At 67.6% G+C, this 23,305-nt stretch carries 18 protein-coding genes; 7 read left to right on the forward strand and 11 right to left on the reverse strand.

Annotated features, from left to right (window positions below; genetic code table 11):
• The coding region (locus tag ACQKDV_RS07815) for a ribonucleoside-diphosphate reductase subunit alpha (RefSeq protein WP_427783187.1) at positions 1-1,439 on the reverse strand (1,439 nt) is incomplete at its 3' end.
• 552 nt (positions 1,440-1,991) lie between these two features.
• Between ACQKDV_RS07815 and ACQKDV_RS07820 the strand changes: the two genes are divergently transcribed.
• Positions 1,992-2,798 carry a DUF2884 family protein gene (locus ACQKDV_RS07820; protein ID WP_427783188.1) on the forward strand — a complete coding sequence of 269 codons (807 nt, stop codon included), beginning with the start codon at positions 1,992-1,994 and terminating at the stop codon, positions 2,796-2,798.
• 103 nt (positions 2,799-2,901) lie between these two features.
• On the opposite strand, the gene zapE is transcribed toward ACQKDV_RS07820, so the two are convergent.
• Complete coding sequence (gene zapE / locus ACQKDV_RS07825; protein WP_427783189.1) at positions 2,902-4,002, reverse strand: cell division protein ZapE; 1,101 nt, start codon at positions 4,000-4,002, stop codon at positions 2,902-2,904.
• Positions 3,999-4,670 carry an alpha/beta hydrolase gene (locus tag ACQKDV_RS07830; RefSeq protein WP_427783190.1) on the reverse strand — a complete coding sequence of 224 codons (672 nt, stop codon included), beginning with the start codon at positions 4,668-4,670 and terminating at the stop codon, positions 3,999-4,001. Before ACQKDV_RS07830 ends, zapE begins: the two co-directional genes overlap by 4 nt.
• A 43-nt stretch (positions 4,671-4,713) precedes the next feature.
• Here ACQKDV_RS07830 and ACQKDV_RS07835 point away from each other — a divergent pair, with 43 nt between their 5' ends.
• Positions 4,714-5,571: an EamA/RhaT family transporter gene (locus ACQKDV_RS07835; RefSeq protein WP_427783191.1), complete on the forward strand. Its 858-nt coding sequence runs from the start codon at positions 4,714-4,716 to the stop codon at positions 5,569-5,571.
• A gap of 62 nt (positions 5,572-5,633) precedes the next feature.
• Here the strand turns inward: ACQKDV_RS07835 and ACQKDV_RS07840 are convergent, their stop codons facing one another.
• From ACQKDV_RS07840 to ACQKDV_RS07850, 3 genes are all read right to left on the reverse strand, one after another.
• Positions 5,634-7,079 (reverse strand): ExeM/NucH family extracellular endonuclease, encoded by a 1,446-nt coding sequence (locus tag ACQKDV_RS07840; RefSeq protein ID WP_427783192.1) that lies wholly within the window; start codon positions 7,077-7,079, stop codon positions 5,634-5,636.
• Positions 7,080-7,411: 332 nt separating this feature from the next.
• Entirely contained in the window at positions 7,412-7,930 is a 519-nt protein-coding gene (locus ACQKDV_RS07845; RefSeq protein WP_427783193.1) for a c-type cytochrome, read from the reverse strand.
• Between the two features lie 179 nt (positions 7,931-8,109).
• The gene (locus ACQKDV_RS07850) at positions 8,110-8,727 is read right to left on the reverse strand and encodes a TetR/AcrR family transcriptional regulator (RefSeq protein ID WP_427783194.1); all 618 of its coding nucleotides are present in this window, start codon (positions 8,725-8,727) and stop codon (positions 8,110-8,112) included.
• 158 nt (positions 8,728-8,885) lie between these two features.
• On the opposite strand from ACQKDV_RS07850, the gene ACQKDV_RS07855 reads away from it, so the two are divergent.
• Genes ACQKDV_RS07855 through ACQKDV_RS07865 form a run of 3 tightly spaced genes read left to right on the forward strand, consistent with a single transcriptional unit; the run spans position 8,886 to position 13,694 of the window.
• Positions 8,886-10,049, forward strand: coding sequence for an isovaleryl-CoA dehydrogenase (locus ACQKDV_RS07855; RefSeq protein WP_427783195.1), 1,164 nt, complete (start codon positions 8,886-8,888; stop codon positions 10,047-10,049).
• A gap of 10 nt (positions 10,050-10,059) precedes the next feature.
• The gene (locus ACQKDV_RS07860; protein ID WP_427783197.1) at positions 10,060-11,670 is read left to right on the forward strand and encodes a carboxyl transferase domain-containing protein; all 1,611 of its coding nucleotides are present in this window, start codon (positions 10,060-10,062) and stop codon (positions 11,668-11,670) included.
• An 8-nt stretch (positions 11,671-11,678) separates the two neighbouring features.
• Complete coding sequence (locus tag ACQKDV_RS07865) at positions 11,679-13,694, forward strand: acetyl-CoA carboxylase biotin carboxylase subunit (RefSeq protein ID WP_427783198.1); 2,016 nt, start codon at positions 11,679-11,681, stop codon at positions 13,692-13,694.
• Positions 13,695-13,733: 39 nt separating this feature from the next.
• Here ACQKDV_RS07865 and ACQKDV_RS07870 read toward each other — a convergent pair whose 3' ends face one another.
• Positions 13,734-14,891 (reverse strand): putative peptide maturation dehydrogenase, encoded by a 1,158-nt coding sequence (locus ACQKDV_RS07870; RefSeq protein ID WP_427783199.1) that lies wholly within the window; start codon positions 14,889-14,891, stop codon positions 13,734-13,736.
• A 127-nt stretch (positions 14,892-15,018) separates the two neighbouring features.
• On the opposite strand from ACQKDV_RS07870, the gene ACQKDV_RS07875 reads away from it, so the two are divergent.
• Positions 15,019-15,303 (forward strand): NHLP-related RiPP peptide, encoded by a 285-nt coding sequence (locus ACQKDV_RS07875; protein ID WP_427783200.1) that lies wholly within the window; start codon positions 15,019-15,021, stop codon positions 15,301-15,303.
• Between the two features lie 10 nt (positions 15,304-15,313).
• Here ACQKDV_RS07875 and ACQKDV_RS07880 read toward each other — a convergent pair whose 3' ends face one another.
• The 4 genes from ACQKDV_RS07880 to aceB all read right to left on the reverse strand — a co-directional run bounded on the left by ACQKDV_RS07880 (position 15,314) and on the right by aceB (position 22,169).
• Positions 15,314-17,782, reverse strand: a complete 2,469-nt coding sequence (locus tag ACQKDV_RS07880) for a putative peptide modification system cyclase (RefSeq protein WP_427783201.1) — start codon at positions 17,780-17,782, stop codon at positions 15,314-15,316.
• A 15-nt stretch (positions 17,783-17,797) separates the two neighbouring features.
• Positions 17,798-18,838 (reverse strand): diguanylate cyclase domain-containing protein, encoded by a 1,041-nt coding sequence (locus ACQKDV_RS07885; RefSeq protein ID WP_427783202.1) that lies wholly within the window; start codon positions 18,836-18,838, stop codon positions 17,798-17,800.
• Positions 18,839-19,169: 331 nt separating this feature from the next.
• Positions 19,170-20,471 carry an isocitrate lyase gene (aceA, locus tag ACQKDV_RS07890; protein WP_427783203.1) on the reverse strand — a complete coding sequence of 434 codons (1,302 nt, stop codon included), beginning with the start codon at positions 20,469-20,471 and terminating at the stop codon, positions 19,170-19,172.
• Positions 20,472-20,546: 75 nt separating this feature from the next.
• Positions 20,547-22,169, reverse strand: a complete 1,623-nt coding sequence (gene aceB, locus ACQKDV_RS07895; protein WP_427783204.1) for a malate synthase A — start codon at positions 22,167-22,169, stop codon at positions 20,547-20,549.
• Positions 22,170-22,279: 110 nt separating this feature from the next.
• On the opposite strand from aceB, the gene ACQKDV_RS07900 reads away from it, so the two are divergent.
• Positions 22,280-23,248 carry a LysR family transcriptional regulator gene (locus tag ACQKDV_RS07900; RefSeq protein ID WP_427783205.1) on the forward strand — a complete coding sequence of 323 codons (969 nt, stop codon included), beginning with the start codon at positions 22,280-22,282 and terminating at the stop codon, positions 23,246-23,248.
• Positions 23,249-23,305 lie beyond the last annotated feature (57 nt).

Genomic DNA, 23,305 nt, shown 5'->3' on the forward strand with positions numbered 1-23,305 from the left:
ATGCCGTCCGGTACCGGTTTCGACGTGCTTGATGGCCTGGAGCAGGCACCGGCCGCGGTTTCATCGTTGGAGGTGACTTCCAGGATTTCCGTGCACAGGTTGGACAGGTGGATCACGTTGCCCGGACGCAGAGTCTGGTTGCTGGCGCGGTTGCACTTGTCCTTGAAGGTCATCCAGCCGTTGCCGGTCTCGGCCAGGGTACGCATCATGCGGGCGTACAGCTTGCGGGCGGAGATGGTGCGGTTGGCCTTGCCCTGGGCTTCGGCCTGCAGGTAGGCAGCCTCGAAGGCTTCGCCGAACAGGTCGGTGAACTCCGGCACGACGCGCGGATCGAACAGCGACCATTCCTGGTCGGCCTCGACGCGCTTCATGAACAGGTCCGGCACCCAGTTGGCCAGGTTCAGGTTGTGGGTACGGCGGGCTTCGTCACCGGTGTTGTCACGCAGCTCGAGGAAATCCTCGATGTCGGCATGCCAGGTTTCCAGGTAGACGCAGGCCGCGCCCTTGCGCTTGCCGCCCTGGTTCACTGCAGCCACGGACGAATCCATGGTCTTCAGCCACGGCACGATGCCGTTGGAATGGCCGTTGGTGGACTTGATGAGCGAACCACGCGAACGCACGCGGCTGTAGCTGACGCCGATGCCGCCGGAGAACTTGGACAGCTGGGCGATGTCGCCGTACTTGGAGTAGATGGATTCCAGCGAATCCTGCGGCGAATCGAGCAGGAAGCACGAGGACAGCTGCTCGTGGGTGGTGCCGGAATTGAACAGGGTCGGGCTGGACGGCAGGTAGTCCAGGTTGCCCATGCGCTTGTACAGCGCCAGGGTTTCGGACACGTCCTCGCTCAGCGCGCTGGCGATGCGCAGGAAGAACTGCTGCGGGGTCTCGATGACCTTGCGGGTGTGCGGGTGGCGCAGCAGGTAGCGGTCGTACAGGGTACGCAGGCCGAAGTAATCGAAGTTCAGGTCCAGCGAGATATCGATGGAATCGTTGAGCTTGCGTGCGTTGGTCTGCACGAAGTTCAGCAGGCGGTCGTTGATCAGGCCCACTTCGTGGCCACGGCTGACCGACTGCGAGAAGGCATGGATTTCCTGCCCCGACACTTCCTTGGCGATGTAGTTGGCCAGCAGGCGCGCAGCAAGGCGACCGTACTCGGGCTCTTCACCGATCAGCAGGGCGGCGGTGCGGATGGACAGTTCGTCCAGTTCGCGGGTGGTGGCGCCGTTGTACAGGCCGGAGATGGTACGGGTGGCCACGCGCATCGGATCGACCGCGTGCAGGCCTTCGGAGGAACGCTGCACCGCGCGCACGATCTTGTTCAGATCCACCAGCTCGGTCGTGCCGTTGCGCTTGGTCACGCTCATCGCGTTGGCCGTCGGCGGCGACGTCAGCAGGAACTCGCTTTCCTTCTCGATGGTGGCGCTGGATTCGGTGGTCACGGCGTGTGTCCTCTTGGCGTGATGTGGGGGTGCTGGATGCATCGGGGGTGACGCAGCCCGGGACATGACGGCCCAGGATGGCAGGACGGCGTCGCAGGCATTGAGACCCTGCGCCTGCCACTGCCGATGTCGGTTGCTGGCCGATGGTGTCTGGACCCACCGCTGGGGGCGCCGCGACCGACGGCCACAAGATAGTGGGGGTAATGGGGGCCGTCAACGCCAAATGTAGTGAAATCTGGTAATCCCTTGCGGCGCAAGGATCATGCCATCAGCGCCGCGTCGGGACGCTTTGAACCTGCCGGAACGGGCTGCGCAGTCAAGCCCGGGAAGCGTCATTTCGGCGGTACAACGTGCTGCGGAAACGGAACAATGACAGCTTCACATGACAGTGATGAAGCTGGCTAGGGACAACCCTGTGGATAGAGGGTGGGCAGCCGGTGGGAAAGCCGGTATGGCCGATGGATGCACACCTGGACAGTGACTTCCGGCCAGTGACGGCAGCGCCTTGGCGCGCGATGCTGGGGACCTGCACTGATCGGAAAGGATTCCACCATGCGTCTGCCCCTCCCCGCCCTGGCCCTGCTGGCCGGTCTGGCCACCGCCCCGGTGATGGCCGCCGATGCCCCGACGCTGCGCGCGGACCAATGCGGCATGCGCACCGACTACGACGTGCTGGTGGACAGCGGCGGCATCTGGTTGCGGCATGGCCCCCAGGCGCCGCATGAGGTGGTGTTCCACGATGGCGTGCTGAGCCTGGACAACACGGTCGTGCCGGTCAGCGATGCCGACGCCGCCCGCCTGCGGCAGATGGAGGCCGGGGCGCGGCAGCTGATGCCGGCGGCCACGGCACTGGCCCATGAAGTGAGCGGGCTGAGCTTCGACGTGCTTGATGGGGTCTATGAAAGCCTTACCGGCACTGCCAACAGCCGCAAGGTGCGGCGCCTGCGGCGGCAGGCCGATGACTGGATCGGCAGCACCCTGGGCAAGGGCTACTGGGAACAGGCGGTATTCGGGCCGGGGTTCGAGGCCAGGGTGCAGGACATGGCCGAGTCGCTGTCGGCGTCCATCGCGCGCAGCATGCTGTGGCAGATGGTCACCGGCCGCAGCGAGGCGATGGAGGAGCGCGCCGACCGCCTGGATGCGCAGATGGAGCAGCAGCTGGAAGGCCGCGCCGAGCGCATCGAGGCCCGCGCCTTGGCGCTGTGCCCGCTGGTGGCGGCCGTGGCCGAGGCCCACGACGCGCTGGAAGTGCGCTACCAGGGGCAGCCGCTGCGGCTGATCGAGCGCAGCGACACCCTGCAGGCGGCAGCCAGCGCGCGCGAGCAGCCGCAGAGCGATGCGGTGGCGCCGAGCCGATAACCGCACCGTGCTGTTGTAGAGCCGAGCCCACGCTCGGCTGCCTTTCGGCGCGTCATTCAACAGCAGCCGAGCATGGGCTCGGCTCTACAACCAGCAGAAGCGCTTACGCCCGGTGTGGGGTGCCCAGGTACTCGGCGCTCTGCATTTCAATCAGGCGCGAGGCGGTGCGCTCGAAGGCGCCCTGCAGGCGCTCGCCGGCATACAGCTCAACCGGCGAGGTGCTGGCGGTGCAGACCAGGTTGACGTGGCGGTCGTACAGCTCGTCGATCAGGTTGACGAAGCGGCGCGCGGCATCTTCGTTCAAGCGGTCGAAGGCGGGAATGCCGCCCAGCAGCACCGTGTTGAACTCGTGCGCGATCTCGATGTAATCCGACGGGCCGCGCGGGCCTTCGCAGAGGGCGGCGAAATCGAACCAGGCGATGCTCTTGCCGCGGCCGCGCACCGGAATCTTGCGGCCCTCGATCTCGATGTTGCCGGCCTTGGCCGGCAGCCCACCGCTCAGTTCCGCCCAGCGGCTGGCCAGCCAGCCATCGCTGTCAGCGGCCAACGGCGCGCGGTAGACCGGCGAACGGGTCAGCGCGCGCATGCGGTAATCCTCGGTGCCTTCGGCGTACAGCTCCACGCAGTAGCGCTGCAGCAGGCCGATGGCCGGCATGAAGCTCTCGCGCTGCAGGCCGTTGAGGTACAGGTTCTCCACCGCCGTGTTGGAGGTGGTGACCAGGGTCACGCCCTCGGCGAACAGGCGTTCGAGCAGCCGCGCCAGCAGCATCGCATCGCCGATGTCGGTGACGAAGAACTCATCGAGCACCAGCACGCGCAGGTTGCTGCGCCATTCCTGGGCGATCTTCGCCAGCGGGTCGCTCTGCCCCTGGTGCTCGCGCAGGCGCTCGTGGACGCTGCGCATGAAGCGGTGGAAGTGCGTGCGGTACTTCTGCTTGATCGGCAGGCCGTCGTAGAACAGGTCCACCAGGAAGGTCTTGCCGCGGCCGACGCCGCCCCAGAAGTACAGGCCCTTCACCGGCTCGGGCTTCTTCCAGAACGAGGACAGGCGGTCCAGCCAGCCGTCCTCGGCACTGTCGACCAGGCCCAGGTGGATGCGGTCCAGTTCGGCCAGGGCCGCGTGCTGGGCCGGGTCGTCCTGCCAGTCGCCGCTGGCAACCCCGGCCGCATACCGCTGCGACGGGGTCAACGCCTGCTCGCTCATGCCGCCGCGCCCAGCCAGTGCTTGACGCCGTGGGTGAGCGCGCCGCGCAGGTCGATCAGCTTGCGGTGGAAGAAATGGCTGGTTTCGGGCATGCGTACCAGCTCATGCGGGGCATCGAGCGTGTCCAGCCACTGGTAAACGGCCTGCGGGTCGACGATCTCGTCCTGATCGCCCTGGATGACCAGCCAGCGGGCCGGCGGCTGCACGCCGCTGAAATCCCAGCGGCCGGCCGGGGGTGCGATCGAGATCAGCGCCTCGGGCTGCAGCTCGGCGGCGGCCTTCAGCGAAACGAAGGACCCGAAGCTGAAACCGGCCAGCCACAGTCGGTCGTCCGGACGCTGGCTGCGCACCCAGGCGGCGACGGCTTTGAGGTCATCCTGTTCGCCCACACCGTGGTCGAAGCTGCCCGCCGAGCCGCCGACGCTGCGGAAGTTGAAGCGCACCGTGGCGATGCCCAGCTCGCGCAGGGTGGTGGCGGTCATGGTGACCACCTTGTTGTACAGGGTGCCGCCTTCGGTGGACAGCGGGTGGCAGACGATGACCACGATCGGCTGCACCGGCACATCGGCCTTGGGCAGGTCAACGACCACTTCCAGCGGGCCGGCCGGGCCGTCCAGTACGAGGCAGGCGGTTTCGCCGGGGGCGACGGGGAACGAGGGCTTGTGCATGGCACCATGATAGCGTCCCCCGCCCCTGCCCTGTGCCCGCCCCATGCTCTACCTGTCCCTGGCCGTGATCTGCAGTGTGCTGGTTTCGGTGTTGTTGAAGCTGGCCAAGCGCCGCGCGCTGGATGTGCCGCAGATGGTGACCTGGAACTATCTGGTGGCCGCCACCCTGACCGCCGGGGTGCTGCAGCCGCCGCTGGAATCACTGCGCGCACCGCATGCGCCGTGGGTTTCGCTGCTTGCGCTGGCGGTGGTGCTGCCGTCGATCTTCCTGGTGCTGGGCCGCGCGGTGGCGGTGGCCGGCATCGTCCGCAGCGACGTGGCCCAGCGCCTGTCGCTGCTGCTGTCACTGGCCGCGGCCTTCCTGTTCTTCGGCCAGACCGCCACGCCGTGGAAGCTGGCCGGCCTCGGCCTGGGCCTGCTGGCGATGATGGCTATCAGCCTGCGCCCGCGTGGGCCGGCGGTAGCAGCGTCGGCCGGTGGCTGGGGCTGGCTGCTGGGCGTGTGGGCCGGCTTTGCCGTGGTGGACGTGCTGCTGAAGCAGGTGGCACTGTCGGGCACGCCGTCGATGGCGGCGGTGCTGGCCAGCTTCAGCGTGGCCTTCGTGCTGATGCTGGCGCTGCAGTTGTGGCGGCATGTCAGTGGCCGCAGCCGGTTGGCCTGGCGCAACCTGGGGGCCGGTGCGCTGCTGGGCCTGCTCAACGGCGGCAACATTCTTTTCTATGTGCACGCGCACCAGTCGATGCCGGACAGCCCGGCCACCGTATTCGCCGGCATGAACATCGGCGTGGTGGTACTGGGCGCGCTGGTCGGCGTGCTTGCCTTCGGCGAGGCCACCACGAAATGGAACCGTGCCGGCCTGGCGCTGGCGGTGCTGGCGATCGGGTTGATTGCCTGGGGGTGAAAAGCCGCCGGGCGTGGCCCGGCGCTACCCGTTCAAGGCGCCGGGGGTGGCCCGGCGAATCCTTATCTGCCGAAGCCCAGCAGCAGCGGGTCGTGGTCGGAGCTGCGCCACGGGCCCGGCACGTTGCGGCCCTGGTAGCCGCTGGCGTCCTGTTCGTCGGCGTTGCTGTGCCATTCGGCGGCACCGCGCAGACGCTTGGCCATGCCCGGGCTGAGCAGCGCATGGTCGAGGCGGCCGGTGTAGCCGTTGTAGACGTAGCTGTAGGGGTGTTCGACCTTGGCCACCTTGAAGGCGTCCTGCCAGCCCAGGTCATGCAGGGTGCGGATCGGGTCTTCCTGCGCATAGGCATTGAAGTCGCCCAGCAGTACCGCGTCCTGGGTGCCGGTGCCGGTCGGGTTGGTCTTCAGCCAGTCGTTCAACTGCTGTGCCGAGGCCACGCGGGTGGCGTTCCAGCAGCCCTGGCCGTCGTTGCGGTCGGCATCGGCGCCGGCGGCATCACGGCAGCCCTTGGACTTGAAATGGTTGGCCACCACCACGAACGGTGCGCCCTGTTTTGCCTGGAACGCCTGGGCCAGCGGTACGCGGCTGTGTTCAACGAACGGGCCACCGGTCAACGTAGCCGGCTTGCCCAGCGGCTGCACGCGGCTGCTGCGGTAGATGATGCCCACGCGAATCGGGTTGTCGCCCGGGCCGTTGCCGGCATCGACGAAGCGCCAGTCACCCTGCGCGCCACGGTCGCGATTGAGCGCATCGACCAGTTCGGCGATGGCCGACTGCGCGCCGTAGCCGTCGTTCTCCAGTTCCATCAGCGCGGCGACATCGGCACCGAGGGAATTGACGGTGGTGACCAGCTTGGCCACCTGGGCCGTGTGTTCGTCCAGCGTGCGTGCGCCGCGCAGGGTCGGGAAGCCGCCGCCCTGGCCGTCACCGTTGAAGAAGTTTTCCAGGTTGAAGGCGGCGACATGCAGGTCGCCCGCCACCTTCGGCACGGCCGGGCGCTGCAGTTCCGGCAGCTTCAGCGTGCCCTGCACCTGCAGGCTGGGGCGGCCCTGCGCGTCCACGCGCACGATGCCTTCCACGTTGTGCAGTTGCATGCCGGTGCGCAGCACCGGGTTGCCGGCCAGGTACGGCACGCTGCCGGGGTCGCGGGCATCGCTGCCGTCATCGAGCACCAGGCGGCGGCGCTGGTTGTCGGCCATCACCTGTTCGATGCCGGCCGTGCCGGGCGCGGCCACTTCGGTGGGCTGCCAGAGGCGGCCATCGAAGGCCACGGTGAGCTGGCCAAAGCGCTCCAGGCCATCGGTGCCGGCCAAGGTGAGCGGGGCGGCGATACGCACATGCTGGCCATCCAGCGCGCGCCAATCGGCCGGCGCGGTGGTCAGTACAACCGGGGCCTTGCTGCGAGCGGTGGCGGTGGTCGCGGTCGGCGCGGCCTGCGGCTGGGCCTGGGCAAAGGCGGTGGCCGGCAGCAGCAGGGACAGGGCAAGGGCGAGGGAACGGCGGCGCATCGACGGACGACTCCACGAAATGGGCGCACAGACTAACCCTGAAATGTGCAGCCTTGCTTGCAGCGCGGGTTTCGGCCTTGGTGGGCAAAGCGGGGGGGGCGTGCTGGCCGCAATGGGAGGGGCGGCGTGGGGGCGGGGAAACCGGGGAAACCGGAACCGGAACCGGAACCGGAACCGGAACCGGGGGTAGAGTCGACTGTTAGTCGACTATCGCGCGCAGCGCGGGCTTTTGGACGGCCCTGGGAAGAGCAGTCGACTAACAGTCGACTCTACCCCCCGACCCCAGGCCCACGATCCACGACTCCCCGTTCCGCCGTTTCGGGTTCCGCCGCTTACTTCAGGTTACCCAGCATCCAGTCCACGGTGGCGTGGATCTGTTCCTCGGTGAGGGCCGGGTTGCCGCCCTTGGGCGGCATGATGCCGCCGTCGGGGCCGGTGTAGCCCTCGATGGCGTGCTTGTAGAGTGTGTCCTTGCCCTGGGCGATGCGCTTGTCCCAGTGCGCGTGGTCCAGGGTGGGTGCCATGCCTACGCCGGTGGTGTGGCAGGCGGTGCACAGGTTGTCGAAGATGACCTTGCCATCCTTGGTACCGCCGTAGGCGACCTGGGAAGCAGCCTTGGCCAGTGCGGCGGCCTTGGCCGCAGCCTGCGCGGCGGCGCCGGTGCTGCCGGCATAGACCGCGCCGGTGGGCGAAATGCGCTGCTCGGTGCGTTTGGCCGCCGTGGGTGACACCTCCGGCGGAATCCGGGTGTGCAGGTAGGCCGCCAGGAGAATGAGACCGAGGGTGATGGTCGCCAGCAGCGCGATCACCATGGAGAAGCGTTTCAGGAACTCCAGATCGTAATTCCGCACTCTTCGTTACCCCTGGCTGATAGTCGTTGGACCACGGCTGAGCGACTGCGTGATGGGCCGAGTATAGAACGCGCTCTGCGTGCGACAACAGGCGTCGCTGCTGGTGCGGCGCAGCATGCCCACCCGGTAGTGCCGGCCGCTGGCCGGCATTTCCATACCGCCGCATGCAGCAGCCGGCTCTACCGCACCACCGGGGCGCCGATCGCGCGCAGGCAGAAGCTGCAGATGGCATCCACCAGCGCGTCTTCGTCGCGATGCGCTTCGCGGCTGGGCGCGGTCGGGCCCACCATCGCTTCGGTGAACGCCCCCACCAGGCAGGCCGCGGTGGCATGTGCGTCCTGTGCGGGCAGCTCACCAGCGGCCACACCCTCTTCCACCAGACGCAGGAACACATCACCGAAGGCACGCCGCCCGCGCATGCGCTCGGCTTCGACATCCGGGTCGACCGGTTCGACGATGAAGGCATGCGCCAGCCCCGGCCCGGCCAGGGCGCGACGGACGAAGGCGGTAATCGCCAGGCGCAGGCGCTCGCTGGCCACTTCGGGGCCGCTGGCGATGCGTTCCATGATCGCCACCTCATGGGCCACGGCGGCGTTGAGCACTTCCACGAACAGATCGGCCTTGGACGGGAAGTGCCGGTAGATCAGCCCGGTGGACACCCCTGCCTGGGTCGCCACGGCGGTCACCGGGGCGTTGCGCCAGCCGCCGGCAGCGACCAGCTCGCGGGTCGCCAGCAGGATCCGTTCACGGGCCCCGGCCAGCCGTTCTTCCATCAATGCAGAGCGTTTGTAGGCCATATCCTGATTCTAGTTTCAATTTTTGAATTTGTGTTCACTTCTTTCCCGAACCCCGCTACGCTGGGCCCATCGCCCGTGCTGGCCGCTGCCTTCAACAGCCCCCAGCCTCCCCCTGACGGGTGCGTCCATTCCCCCACCTGCCTCGTGGAGCCGCTGTAATGCACGTGCCATCCCTGAACTTCGATCTTGGCGAAGAGATCGACCTGCTGCGCCAGAGCGTGGCCCATTTTGCCGCCGCCGAGGTCGCCCCGCTCGCCGCCGAGGCCGACGCCAGCAACCAGTTCCCGCTGGGGCTGTGGCCGAAGCTGGGCGAACAGGGTCTGCTGGGCCTGACCGTGGAAGAAGCGTACGGCGGCACCGGCATGGGTTACCTGGCCCACGTAGTGGCGATGGAAGAAATCTCGCGCGCCTCCGGCGGCATCGGCCTGTCCTATGGCGCGCACTCCAACCTGTGCGTGAACCAGCTGCGCAAGAACGGCAGCGAGGAACAGAAGCAGCGCTTCCTGCCTGACCTTTGCAGCGGCGCCAAGGTCGGCGCGCTGGCGATGAGCGAACCGGGCGCCGGCTCGGACGTGGTGTCGATGAAGCTGCGCGCGGACAAGCGCGGCGACCGCTACGTGCTCAACGGCAACAAGATGTGGATCACCAACGGCCCCGATGCCGACGTGCTGGTGGTCTACGCCAAAACCGACATGGACGCCGGCGCCAAAGGCATCACTGCCTTCCTGGTCGAGAAGGGCATGAAGGGCTTTTCCACCGCGCAGAAGCTGGACAAGCTGGGCATGCGCTCCTCGCCCACCTGCGAGCTGGTGTTCCAGGATTGCGAAGTGCCGGAAGAGAACGTGCTGGGCCAACTCGGCGGCGGCGTGCGCGTGCTGATGTCCGGGCTCGACTATGAGCGCGTGGTGCTGTCCGGCGGACCGCTGGGCCTGATGGCCGCGGCCATGGACGTGGTGATGCCCTACGTGCACGAGCGCCACCAGTTCGGCGAGGCCATCGGCAGCTTCCAGCTGATCCAGGCCAAGATTGCCGACATGTATGTGGGCCTGGGTGCCTGCCGCGCCTATGTGTACGCCGTGGCGCGCGCCTGCGACCAGGGCCGCACCACCCGCCAGGACGCGGCCGGTGCGATTCTGTACGCCGCCGAGAAGGCCACCTGGCTGACCGGCCAGGCCATCCAGATCCTGGGCGGCAACGGCTACATCAATGAATACCCGACCGGCCGGTTGTGGCGCGACGCCAAGCTGTATGAGATCGGCGCCGGCACCTCGGAAATCCGCCGCATGCTGATCGGCCGCGAACTGTTCCAGCGCACCCTGTAAGGCCACCGCGATGACCGTCCTGAACAGCCAGCTGCAACCGGGCAGCGATACGTTTGAAGCCAACCGCACGGCCATGCAGGCCGTGGTCGATGACCTGCACGCCACGCTTGCCCGCACCGCACTGGGCGGCAGCGAGGCGGCACGCGCCAAGCACACCGCGCGCGGCAAGCTGCTGGTGCGCGACCGCATCGACGCCCTGCTCGACCCCGGCAGCGCCTTCCTGGAAATCGCGCCGCTGGCCGCGCACGGCATGTATGACGATGCCGTGCCCGCTGCGGGCGTGGTGGCCGGCATCGGCCGCGTGAGTGGCGTGGAGTGCGTGATCGTAGCCAACGATGCCACGGTCAAGGGCGGCACCTACTACCCGATGACGGTGAAGAAGCACCTGCGCGCACAGGAGATCGCCGAGCAGAACCACCTGCCGTGCATCTACCTGGTCGATTCCGGTGGCGCGTTCCTGCCGCTGCAGGACGAGGTGTTCCCCGACCGCGACCATTTCGGCCGCATCTTCTACAACCAGGCCAACCTGTCCGCGCAGGGCATCCCGCAGATCGCCTGCGTGATGGGCAGCTGCACCGCCGGCGGTGCCTACGTGCCGGCGATGAGCGATGAAACGGTGATCGTGCGCGAACAGGGCACGATCTTCCTGGGCGGCCCGCCGCTGGTGAAGGCCGCCACCGGTGAAGTGGTGACCGCCGAGGAACTGGGCGGCGCCGACGTGCACACGCGCATTTCCGGCGTGGCCGACCACATGGCCGACAACGACCTGCAGGCACTGGCACGCGTTCGCGCGATCATCGCCCAGTTGAACTGGCGCAAGCCGGAACCGGCGATGGCGGTGCAGTCTTCTGAGGAACCGCTGCTGCCGGCACACGACCTGTACGGGGTGATCCCGGCCGATACGCGCAAGCCCTACGACGTGCGCGAAGTGATCGCGCGCCTGGTCGATGGCTCGCGCTTCGACGAATTCAAGCCACGCTACGGCGCCACGCTGGTCACCGGCTTCGCGCATCTGAACGGCTACCCGATCGGCATCATCGCCAACAACGGCATCCTGTTCTCCGAATCCGCACTGAAGGGCGCGCACTTCATCGAGCTGTGCACCCAGCGCAACATTCCGCTGGTGTTCCTGCAGAACATCACCGGCTTCATGGTCGGCCGCAAGTACGAACAGGGCGGCATCGCCAAGGATGGCGCCAAGCTGGTGATGGCCGTGGCCTGCGCCAAGGTGCCCAAGTTCACCGTGGTCATCGGCGGTTCGTTCGGCGCCGGCAACTACGGCATGTGCGGCCGCGCCTATTCGCCCAACTTCCTGTGGATGTGGCCGAACGCGCGCATCGGCGTGATGGGCGGCGAGCAGGCGGCCAGCGTGCTGGCCACGGTGAAGCGCGAAGGCATTGAAGCCAAGGGCGGGCAGTGGCCGGCCGCGGAAGAGGACGCCTTCAAGGCACCGATCCGCGACCAGTTCGAGCAGCAGGGCCACCCCTACTACGCCAGTGCGCGCCTGTGGGATGACGGCGTGATCGATCCGGCGGACACCCGCCGCGTGCTGGCCCTGGCCCTGTCGGCCAGCCTCAACGCCGCCCCGCAGCAGACGCGCTTCGGCGTGTTCCGCATGTAACCCGTGCCATGACCGAACACGTCCCCATGAAGCCCGTTGCCATGTTCAGCAAAATCCTCATCGCCAACCGTGGCGAGATCGCCTGCCGCGTGATTGCCACCTGCTGTCGCCTGGGCATCGCCACGGTGGCGGTGTATTCCGATGCCGACCGCAACGCGCGCCACGTGCGCCTGGCCGACGAGGCCGTCCACATCGGCCCGGCCGCCGCGCGCGAAAGCTACCTGCGCGGCGACGTGCTGCTGGACGCCGCACGCCTGACCGGCGCGCAGGCGATCCATCCCGGCTACGGCTTCCTGTCCGAGAACGCCGACTTCGCCGATGCCTGTGCCGCCGCCGGCATCACCTTCATCGGCCCGCCGGCCAGTGCCATCCGCGCGATGGGCGACAAGAGCGCGGCCAAGGCGCTGATGGCCAAGGCCGGCGTACCGCTGACCCCGGGTTACCACGGCGACCAGCAGGCACCGGCGTTCCTGCGCGCGCAGGCCGATGCCATCGGCTACCCGGTGCTGATCAAGGCCAGCGCCGGTGGCGGCGGCAAGGGCATGCGCAAGGTCGAGCGCAGCGAGGACTTCATCGATGCCCTGGCCAGCTGCCAGCGCGAGGCCGCCTCGGCGTTCGGCAACGACCATGTGCTGGTCGAAAAGTATGTCGAGCGCCCGCGCCACATCGAGATCCAGGTGTTCGGCGATTCCCACGGCGATGCGGTCTACCTGTTCGAGCGCGACTGCTCGGTGCAGCGCCGCCACCAGAAGGTGCTGGAAGAAGCGCCGGCGCCGGGCATGAGCGCCGAGCGCCGCGCAGCGATGGGCCAGGCTGCGGTCGATGCCGCGCGCGCGGTGGGCTACGTGGGCGCGGGCACGGTAGAGTTCATTGCCGGCCCGGATGGCGATTTCTACTTCATGGAAATGAACACCCGCCTGCAGGTGGAACACCCGGTGACCGAGTACATCACCGGTACCGACCTGGTGGAATGGCAGCTGCGCGTGGCCGCTGGCCAGCCGATGCCGCTGCGCCAGGAACAGCTGGCCATCCACGGCCATGCCATCGAAGCGCGCCTGTATGCCGAAGATGCCGACCGCGGCTTCCTGCCATCCACCGGCACCCTGCGCCGCCTGCGCCTGCCGACGCCCTCGGCGAACGTGCGCGTGGATAGCGGCGTGGAGGAAGGCGACCGCATCACCCCGTACTACGACCCGATGATCGCCAAGCTGATCGTCTGGGACCTGGACCGCGACGCCGCCCTGCGCCGCATGAGCCAGGCCCTGGCCGACTGCCAGGTGGTGGGCGTGACCACCAATGCCGGTTTCCTGCGTCGCCTGGTCAACACCGATTCGTTCGCGAACGCGAAGCTGGATACCGCGTTGATCGAGCGCGAACAGGCTGCGCTGAGCGCCGTGGGCGACAGCGACGATGCGCTGTGGCAACTGGCGGCCATCGCCGCCGTGGCCAGCACCGCGCAGGCCGCCAGCGATGCGCGCGATCCACATTCGCCGTGGCAGGCACAGGATGGCTGGCGCTTGGGCGCTTCGGCACCGCGTGTGCTGCCGCTGCAGCAGGGCGAGCACACACACACGCTGAAGGTGTGGGCGCAGGCCGAGGGCTGGCGCGTGCAGCGCGATGATGCGGCACCGGTCAGCGTCATCGGCAGCGCCGATGCGAACCGCATGTCGGTACAGCTGGACGGCCGCCGCTGGCAGCTGCAGCTGCTGCGCGAAGGCGACCAGGTGTTCCTGTTCGGCGCCGATGGCCAGCACCGCTTCACCCTGCATGACCCTGTGGGTGAATCAGACAACGCAGTGGCCGATGCGGGCAGCCTGCTGGCACCGATGCCGGGGAAGATCGTGGCTACCCTGGTCGAGGCCGGGACGCAGGTGACGCGCGGCACGCCGCTGGTGGTGCTGGAAGCGATGAAGATGGAGCACACCCTGCAGGCCCCGGCCGATGGCACGGTGAAGGGCTATCGGGCCAAGGCCGGTGACCAGGTGGGGGATGGGGCAGTGCTGGTGGACTTCGAAGCGGCGTGATGCGGCGGCGGTAGCGCGCTGGCAACGGCGCGCCACGCTTCACGCGGGCCAGACCTGCTGCAGTGGATCAAACTCGCTGGTGGTCTGTTCCGCCGCCCGCCACCCCAACCCACACATCATCACCGGACTGGCGTCGATGCCATCCAGGCCCAGCAGGGCTTCGATATCCACTTCATTGATGGCAGCGGTGACGTAGGCGGCCAGCCCAAGTTCGGTGGCCGACAACATCCATTGTTGTGACAGGTGGCCTGCATCCAGCAACACAGCCCGATAGGCCTTGGGATGGTTGCGATACTTCCAGAAGCTTCGTGGGAACCGCGCGACCTGGATGATGTGCAGCGGCGCAGCGGAGAACCAGTCCTGCCCTGCCAGCAGCGTCAGCACGCGATCGCGAAGGCCGGTACCGTCCACCGGCAGCGGCCGCAAGGTGTGTTCCAGCGCGTGATAATGGTAGACGCCAGCAGCAAGGCCATCGACGTCCAGTGCGATCACATGGGTTTCCAGCGGATGCAGGCCGCCGCCGGAAGGAACATGTTTCTTCAGAAAGGCCATGTCCTCACCGGGCTGCACCACGGCGTGCGCCTTCACCGTCCGCTTGAGTGCCTGGGCGAGCAGATGCAATGGCAACGATCGTGCGCGGTCGAAGTTGCGGCAGGTCGCCCGCCTCGCAAGGAGCAGATCACGCGGCTCGTCTTCCGTAGGAGGCAGTACCAACGGTTCGGTGGCGGGGGGCATCACTGCCGGTGGCGGCGGGCCGAACCTGTTGCGCAGGTCCTGCGCCGTGACCAGTTTTTCTTTGCGCATCTGCTGTGCACTGTCGATGCCGCTCCAGCGGCCCAGGCGATGGGCCAGCGCAGACAGCGGCCACCAGCCGGCATCGCGTACACGCTGGTCGCGCTCGCGGTGCACGGCATGGGCCGCGTCGTCACTGATCAGCAGACCGGTGTGCAGCAACCGCTCGATATCGGCCCCGGCCATGTTGCCGTGCGCAGCGTCAACCCAGGTGTCGGGCAGGATGCGGCCCAACAGCGCTACGTCGGCAGCATCCACCTTGAGGGCTGCATCCAGGTGCGCGGCCAGCGCGTACCACTGCATCGTGGTGCCCAGGCCAGCTTCTCCCTTGAGCAGCCGATCCAGGTCCAGCGCGACTTCCGCACGGGGCTCGAACATCACGATGGAGCAACGTCTGATCTGCATTGGGGGCATCGGCGTGGAACGGGACGCGCAGGATGCCATGCATCGGCCGGGGCCGCGCGAGGGCTAAACTTTCCCTGCAACAGGCCGAAAGAAGAGAACTCCTACCGCAACGGCCAGCGCAATCACCATGAGTACTTCCGACAAGACCCTGCTCACGGCTGCGCAGGCCGCCCAGGTACTGTCGCTGCTGCAGAGCGATGACGCCTTCCGCAGCGCCTTCGCCGCTTCCCCCAGCCTTGCGCTGCAGAGTCTGGGCATTGCCCCGAACGCCGATGGCTCGATGTGCGCTCCGGTGGACGCGCTTGCCAGCAAGGAAGCCTTTGCTGCCACGGCCGACGCGCTGAAGCAGCACCTGCAGTCCTGTGGTGCCTTCGTCCTGCCGCACTTCTTCGAAGCCGGCGCCGGCAACTGATGCGGTGCTGTCAGTCCGCGCCCGGTTGTGCGCGGCTGTCACGGACATTGAGCGCCTGCAGGATGTAATTGCCGGAATCCTCGGCATAGGCGCGGCCGCGATGCACGGCCAGCCAACGTGCTTCCGCAGCGGCCGCTCCGGCGTCTCCCGAGGCCTGCCTGGCTTCGCGCAGCGCCACGTGCAGCTGGTACAGCTCCGTGCCGTCGGCCCAGGGCAGCAGTCGTGCGACGGCTGCGTCCACCTTTCCGGCATGCAGATCGCGGGTGGCATCGATGATGTCCAGCAACTGGCGCGAGCGAGGGTCGCCCTTCAGGTCGATCCCGCGACGGGCCATGCGCAGTTGCGGCGATACCTCCACGCCTTCGCGCTGGGCCAGGCGGATCAGGCCCAGAGCCATGAACTGCCGAGTGTGCAGATTGCCGCTGGGTTGCTGGCGCAGATCGGCCAGCGCCTCCGCGATGCGATCGCGGCTGGCCACAGCGTCCGACCGTTCTCCAGCCATGCCCGCAATGCTGGCGCGCCAGGCCGACGCCAACCGGCAGAGCGCCGGCTCGTTGCACTGCACCTGCAGTGATCGGGCAACCTCTTCCGCCTTGCCCAGCTCACCGAGATCGATCAGCACCGCGGCCTGTTGCATGCGGCCACCAAAGTCATCGGCCGGTACACCCGCCAACTGGTTGCGCACCGCACTCCAGTCCCCGAGTACGGCCATCGCCGTGGCCAGGTTGGCACTGGTCCTCCAGCCGCCGACATCACCGGCCATGCGGAAATCCGCAATGGCACCGTGGGTATTGCCTGCTGCCAGTTTCAACCGTCCCGAGAAATCCAGCGTGTGGCTGCGGGCCCACGCCTGGGGCACCCGCGCGGGCTGCACCGCAGTCACCGCTTCGGCGTAACGTCCCATTCCGGACAACGCCAACGCCCGATTGACATAACCGCCGTGGTAGTCGGGATACAGGTCGGTCAGCAGCTTCCAGCGTCGCGCGATGTCAGCCTCCGGCAGATCACTGGCCTGCCCGGCCCAGCCGTCCAGGTACAGCGCATCGCGCGGCGTCAGTCGCTGCCGCAACGCCTGCGCACGCGCGTAGGCATCCAGGGCAAGGCGGCTTTCACCCCGCATCCAGTGGATGCGCATGATCGCCACATGGGCCATCGCAAACTCCGGGTCGACCCTGATCGCCTGCGCGAGAAAGCCCAGGGCCTCGTCGGTCTGCCGCCGGTCCAACGCCCGGATGCCAGCGGCATAGGCGCGCAGCGCGTCCAGGCTGGACGTCGCCACCTGCGGCAGGTTCACCGAGTGGCGATCAATTTCCATGCCGCCTTCGCCGAGGCGCTCTCGCAGACGCCCCACCACTTCATCGGTGGATGTCAGAAGCGAGTCCAGGCCTTTGCCATCGGCATGCACGGTGTACACGGTCGCGGCGGTTGCCGGATCGATGACATCGACGGCCACCCGCAGACGGCCATGCACTTCCAGCACCGAAGGCGCCAGCACGGCACGTGCACCATCGCGTTGCGCCACTTCGCTGGCAACCGCACGGTCCAGCCCGGCCCTCGGGCTGATCAGCATGCGCTGCATGGTGTCACGCACTTTCAGGTCGCTCAGCACGTTCACATACCGCGATTGCTCCAGGCTGATGCGGAACGCCTGGTTGATCGACTCGCTCAGCAGGGGATCGCCCGTCAGGTTGCGCGGCTCCGCGATCACCACCCAATCCCGCTCGGCAAAGGCAATGGCCGGTTGAGGACGGGTCAGCAACCACAGGCCCAATGCACAGGCCGCGACCAGCGTTGCCTGCGCCGCCATCGCCATCGGGCGGCGCCAGAACGGAACATCCGGCCTGGCCTTGTCACTCCCGCGCGGCCGCCGCAGCGCTGTCTTGCCGGCCGCGGAGACGCCGATCACCTCCATCGGCTGCGCCACGCCACGGAAGCGCCAGCGGCCGAACGACTTCCAATACAGCCGGGTGGCCGGCTCGCCCAGCTGGGAGGCGGCGCGCCGGACCAGCGATTCGGCGGCCGCAGACAGCAGCAACTGCCCAGGTCGCGCCAGCTGCATCAGGCGCGCAGCCATGGGCTTGGCCAGTCCTTCCACTTCCACGGCCTTGGACCCCAGCGCAACCGACTCTGCGCTGTTGTTCCACAGGATGACCTCACCCACATGCAACCCGGCCCGCGCCTGCAGCCGGAGGTCACGCGCCTGGCCCAGCGGCTGCAGGCCGCGCTGGTAATCCAACGCGAAGCCAAGCGCGTCGATCGGCCGCTCGAACAGCATGAACAGACCATCGGAACGGTCGATCTGCTGGCCGTTCCAGCGCTGCTGCAGGGCCATCACCAGGCGGTCATGGTCCTGGAACAGTTCAGCCGCTGCGGCATCTCCCATCCGTTCCACCAACAGGGTGGAATCGCACAGATCGGTGAACAGCAGGGCACGCAGGTGTGTGGTGTGCTGCGTCGACGTTCCGGTGTCGCCATTCATCGGCAGAGTCTCCGCTCACTGTCCGTCCACGGTGTCGGCCCAATGCAGGCAGTTGCCGCCGGCGCGCTTGGCCCGGTACAGCGCACGGTCGGCGCCCGCATACCATTCACTCCAGTCCGCATCGGCCGCCAGCAGGCTGACGCCGATGCTGGCCGGGGTAACGTGCGGGTTGCCATGGCTGCGTTCGAGCAGGCCATGCACCGCGCTGAGGATGAACTCGGCCGCGCGCTGGGCCGCCTCACGGTCTGCATGACGCAGGATCAGGCAGAACTCGTCACCGCCCAGCCGGCAGGCCAGATCGTGTTCGCCGGCCATCGAGCGCAGGATGTTGCCCATGCTCTGCAGCACGCGGTCGCCGGCCTGGTGGCCATGGCGGTCGTTGACCTGCTTGAAGCGGTCGCAGTCGATCAGCAGCAGCGCCTGCGGCGTGCCGTCGGACCGGCTGCGGCACTCCTGCAGGTACAGGCTGAGGCCGCGGCGGTTGTGCAGGCCGGTCAGTTCATCGGTACGCACCAGTTCACGGGTGTGGGTGAGCTGGTGGGTGGTGACGTACAGGTTGTCCAGCGCGGTTTCCAGATCGTGGTTGCGACGGCGCAGCTGGCTGATCAAGGCCTGTTCGTTGGCCAGCACGCGCATGATCGTGCGCCGCAGGAAATAGGCCACCAGCCCCGGATCGGATTCGACCAGGCAATGGAAATCAGCCGGGCCCAGTTCCAGCAGATGGCAGTTCTCGACCGCGCGGGCACCAGCACTGCGCGGGTGGTCGCCCACCAGCAGGCCAAGCTCACCGAAGAACTCGTGGCGCCCCAGCGTCTTGGTCACCAGGTCGTCGCCGAAGTCCAGTTCGATCAGTCCTTCCACGATGACGTACATGCCATCGCCGCGGTGGCCGCGGTGGAACAGCCATTGCCCGGCCTCGACCTTCAAGGGCCGCGCGAAGCGCGCGAACAGGGCGACTTCCTCGTCCGACAACAGGGCGTGCACGATCTCGGCCATCGCCACCTGGGCGATACCGGTTGTCATGTCGATGTTCTCGGCCGCACCCCTGCCGGTCATTCCCTGCCGCCAGCGTCCCCTGGTGAGATGCGGAGCATAGCAGTGAATCAAACTGTGCGCGTCTTCTCATTTTTCATGATGTCGTAGCGATCTGCCCCGAACAGGCGGGCAGGACGCATTCAGGGGACCGCCAGGGGACCGGATACAACGACGCCGGCAGGTCCCCCGACCTGCCGGCGTCGTCTGGCCCTTCCCTGGCCACCCTGATCGAGCCCATGTTCCGGTAGAGCCGGCCGCTGGCCGGCTGTTCTGGGAGCTTGCCGGCCAGCGGCCGGCACTACCGGGTCGAGGGTTGCCGGCCAGCGGCCGGGACTACCGGGTCAAGACCGGCTCAGGCGGCGCGCTCGCTGTGGCCGCCGTGGAACTGTTCTTCCTCGGTCGAGCCGGTCAGGGCCGTGGTCGAGGACTGGCCCTGCTGGATGGCCTGGGTGACCGCATCGAAGTAGCCGGTGCCAACTTCACGCTGGTGCTTGACCGCAGTGAACCCGCGTTCGGCGGCTTCAAACTCGGCTTCCTGCAGTTCCACGAAGGCGCTCATCTGCCGGCGCGCATAGCCGTGGGCCAGATTGAACATGCCGTAGTTCAGCGCGTGGAAGCCGGCCAGGGTGATGAACTGGAACTTGTAGCCGTAGCTGCCCAGCTCGCGCTGGAACCTGGCGATGGTGGCGTCGTCCAGGTTCTTCTTCCAGTTGAAGCTGGGCGAGCAGTTGTAGGCCAGCAGCTTGCCGGGGAACTTCGCATGGATCGCCTCGGCGAACTTCCGCGCGAACGCCAGGTCCGGCTTGCCGGTCTCGCACCACACCAGGTCGGCATACGGGGCGTAGGCCAGGCCGCGGCTGATCGCCTGGTCCAGGCCGTTGCGGGTCTTGTAGAAGCCTTCCACGGTGCGCTCGCCGGTGGTGAAGGGCTGGTCGTTGCCGTCGATGTCGCTGGTCAGCAGATCGGCCGCTTCGGCGTCGGTGCGCGCCACCAGCAGGGTCGGCACGCCCAGCACGTCGGCGGCCAGGCGCGCGGCGTTGAGCTTCTCGATGGCCTCGCGGGTCGGCACCAGCACCTTGCCGCCCATGTGCCCGCACTTCTTTACCGAGGCCAGCTGGTCCTCGAAGTGCACGCCGGCAGCGCCCGCCTCGATCATCGCCTTCATCAGCTCGAAGGCGTTGAGCACGCCGCCGAAACCGGCCTCAGCATCGGCTACGATAGGCTGCAGGAAGTCGATGTCATCCTTGCCTTCGGCGTGGTGCAGCTGGTCGGCGCGCAGCAGGGTGTTGTTGATGCGCTTGACCACCGCCGGCACCGAATCGGCCGGATACAGCGACTGGTCCGGGTACATCTGCCCGGCCAGGTTGGCGTCGGCCGCCACCTGCCAGCCGGACAGGTAGATAGCCTTCAGCCCGGCCTTGACCTGCTGCATGGCCTGGTTGCCGGTCAGCGCGCCCAGCGCATTGACGAACTCGCGCTCGTGCAGCGATTTCCACAGCTTCTCCGCGCCCAGCCGCGCCAGCGAATGCTCGATGTGGACGGTGCCGCGCAGGCGCACCACATCGGCGGCGCTGTAGTTGCGCTGGATGCCTTCCCAGCGCGGGTGGGTGTCCCAGTCGTGCTGGATCTGTTCGGCAGTGGGCAGGGTGCTCATGTCTTTCTCCAGTTCAGTGTTGTAGCGCCGGGCGCTGCCCGGCTGGGGTGGATTCGGAGGGCAGCGGTGGTGCCGTCAGTCGATGCGCGCGTAGGCCGGCAGGGTCAGGAAATCGGTCAGTTCGTCGTTGCGGCTCAGTTCGCCCAGCAGGGCAATGGCTTCGCCGATGCGGGTGCCGCCGGGCAACGTGCTGGTATCGCCCAGCCGCGCCGGCAGCTGGGCCAATGCGCTGTCGAGCAGGGCCAGATCGATGGCGGTGCCGTCATCGAGCTGCTGGCCTGGCGTGTGCAGCCACTGCCACAGCTGGCTGCGGCTGATTTCGGCGGTGGCTGCGTCTTCCATCAGGTGGTGGATGGGCACGCAGCCGTTGCCATCCAGCCAGGCGGCCAGGTAGCGCACGCAGACTTCGACGTTGCCCTCGAAACCCGCGCGGGTGATGCTGCCCGACGGCCGCGCGATCAGTTCATCGCGGCCCACCCGCACATCCTGGCGCAGCACCTGGTGCTGGTTCGCGGTGGGCATGTGCTCGTCGAAGATGGCCATCGCCACCGGGATCAGCGCCGGGTGTGCCACCCAGGTGCCATCGTGGCCGGCACTGACTTCGCGCAGCTTGTCGGCGCGCACGCGGGCCATGGCCTGTTCGTTGGCGGCGGCATCACTGTTGATCGGAATCTGCGCGGCCATGCCACCCATCGCATGCGCACCGCGGCGATGGCAGGTCTGGATCAGCAGTTCCGAATAGGCCTTCAGGAACGGCTGGGTCATGGTCACCTGGCCACGCTCGGGCAGCACGCGGTCGGCGTGGCGGCGGAAGGTCTTCAGGTAGGAAAAGATGTAGTCCCAGCGGCCACAGTTCAGGCCGACGATGCGCTCGCGCAGGGCGTGCAGGATCTCGTCCATCTCGAACACCGCCGGCAGTGTTTCGATCAGCACGGTCACCTTGATCTGGCCGTGCGGCAGGCCGAGCATGCCTTCGATGTGCGACAGCGCGGTTTCCCACAGCGCGGCCTCTTCCATGCTCTGCAGCTTGGGCAGGTAGAAGTACGGGCCGCGATCCTTGGCCTGCAGCGCGCGGGCGTTGTGGAAGGCGAACACCGCTGCATCGAACAGGCCACCGGCCAGCGGCTGGCCGTCCACGGCCACGTGCTTCTCGTCCAGGTGCCAGCCGCGCGGGCGAACGATCAGCACCGCCTGTTCCTCAAAGGGGCGCAGGGTGTAGTGCTTGCCATTGGCTGCGGTGAACTGCAGATCGCCGCGCACGGCAGCCGCCAGCGACTGCTGCCCGGCCAGCAGGTTGCGCCAGGTGGGCGAGGTGGAATCCTCGAAGTCGGCCATGAACACCTTGGCGCCGGAGTTCAGCGCGTTGATGACCATCTTCGGGTCGGTCGGGCCGGTGATCTCGACGCGGCGGTCCTGCAGTGCGGCCGGCAGCGGGGCCACGCGCCAGTCGCCGCTGCGGATGGCGGCGGTGTCTTCGCGGAAGTCCGGCAGGCCGCCCTGGTCGAAGAACGCCTGGCGTTCGCGGCGGGCCTGCAGCCGTGCCTGCCGGCCCGGTTCCACCGCCCGGTGCAGCGAGACCAGCAGGGCCAGCAGCGGTGCCGGCAGCACGGTCTCCTGGCCGGCCACGCGGGTCGCCAGAGCGATGCCGGGGGTGGCCTTGGCAGAGGCGGGGGAAACGGCGGAAGCGACGGCGGACATGGGGCGACTCCAGCGGTGGGGGAACGCCCCCAAAGTGCCGTCCGGGCTCAGTATTTGGCAAAACAGTTTTTGCAATGTAGTACATAAGTTGTGCTAATACTTATGACGCCATGACCACGCGCAGCCCGCCAAGTCCGCGTTTTTCCTACAAATCCGACCGGCTGAAACCGCTGCGCGCGTTCTGCCAGACGGTGCGCCTGGGCTCGGTCTCACGTGCGGCTGAGGCGCTGTTCGTCAGCCAGCCGGCCATCAGCCTGCAGTTGCAGGCGTTGGAGCGGGAACTGGGGGTGCCGTTGTTCGAGCGCAGCGGGCGACGCCTGGTGCCCAGCCGCGAAGGCCAACTGCTGTACGAAATGGCACAGCCGCTGGTGGAAAGCCTCGACGGGCTGGAAGCGCGCTTCCGCGACAAGGTGCGCGGGCTGGATGCGGGCGAGCTGAACATTGCCGCCAACAGCTCGACCATCCTCTATCTGCTGCCGAAGATCGTCGAACGCTTCCGCCTGCACCACCCGGACGTGCGCCTGACCCTGCACAACGCGATCAGTGCCGATGGCACCGACCTGCTGCGCGAGGACGCGGCCGATCTGGCAATCGGATCGATGACCGATGTGCCGGCCGACCTGACCTATGCGCCGGCCTACCGCTTCGAGCAGGTGCTGATTGCGCCGCACGACCATCCGCTGGCCAGCGGCGGCGAGCTGGAACTGGCCGACATCGCGCGCTACCCGCTGGTGCTGCCGCCGAAGCGGCAGATCACCTACCGGCTGGTGGACCAGGTGTTCCAGCGCCACCGCATCGCCTACACGGTGGCGCTGGAGGTAGGCGGCTGGGAGGTGATCAAGCAGTACGTGGCGATGGGCATGGGCATTTCCATCGTGCCGGCGTTGTGCCTGCATGAAAGCGACCATGCCCGCCTGGCGGCGCGGTCGATGAAGCGCTGGTTCCCGGAGCGCAGTTACGGGGTGATCGTGCGCCGGGGCAAGGCGTTGTCGGCGCAGGCGCGGGCGTTCATCGAGCTGATCCAGCCGGAGCTGTTCAGCCCGCGCGATTACGACCAGAGCGGGCATTCGGACAGGTAGATCCACGCCATGCGTGGATGCTCTTGATCAACCGGGGTCAGAGCCCGCCGCTACGCA

The organism is Stenotrophomonas sp. NPDC077659 (assembly GCF_050268705.1).
Taxonomy (GTDB): Bacteria; Pseudomonadota; Gammaproteobacteria; order Xanthomonadales; family Xanthomonadaceae; genus Stenotrophomonas.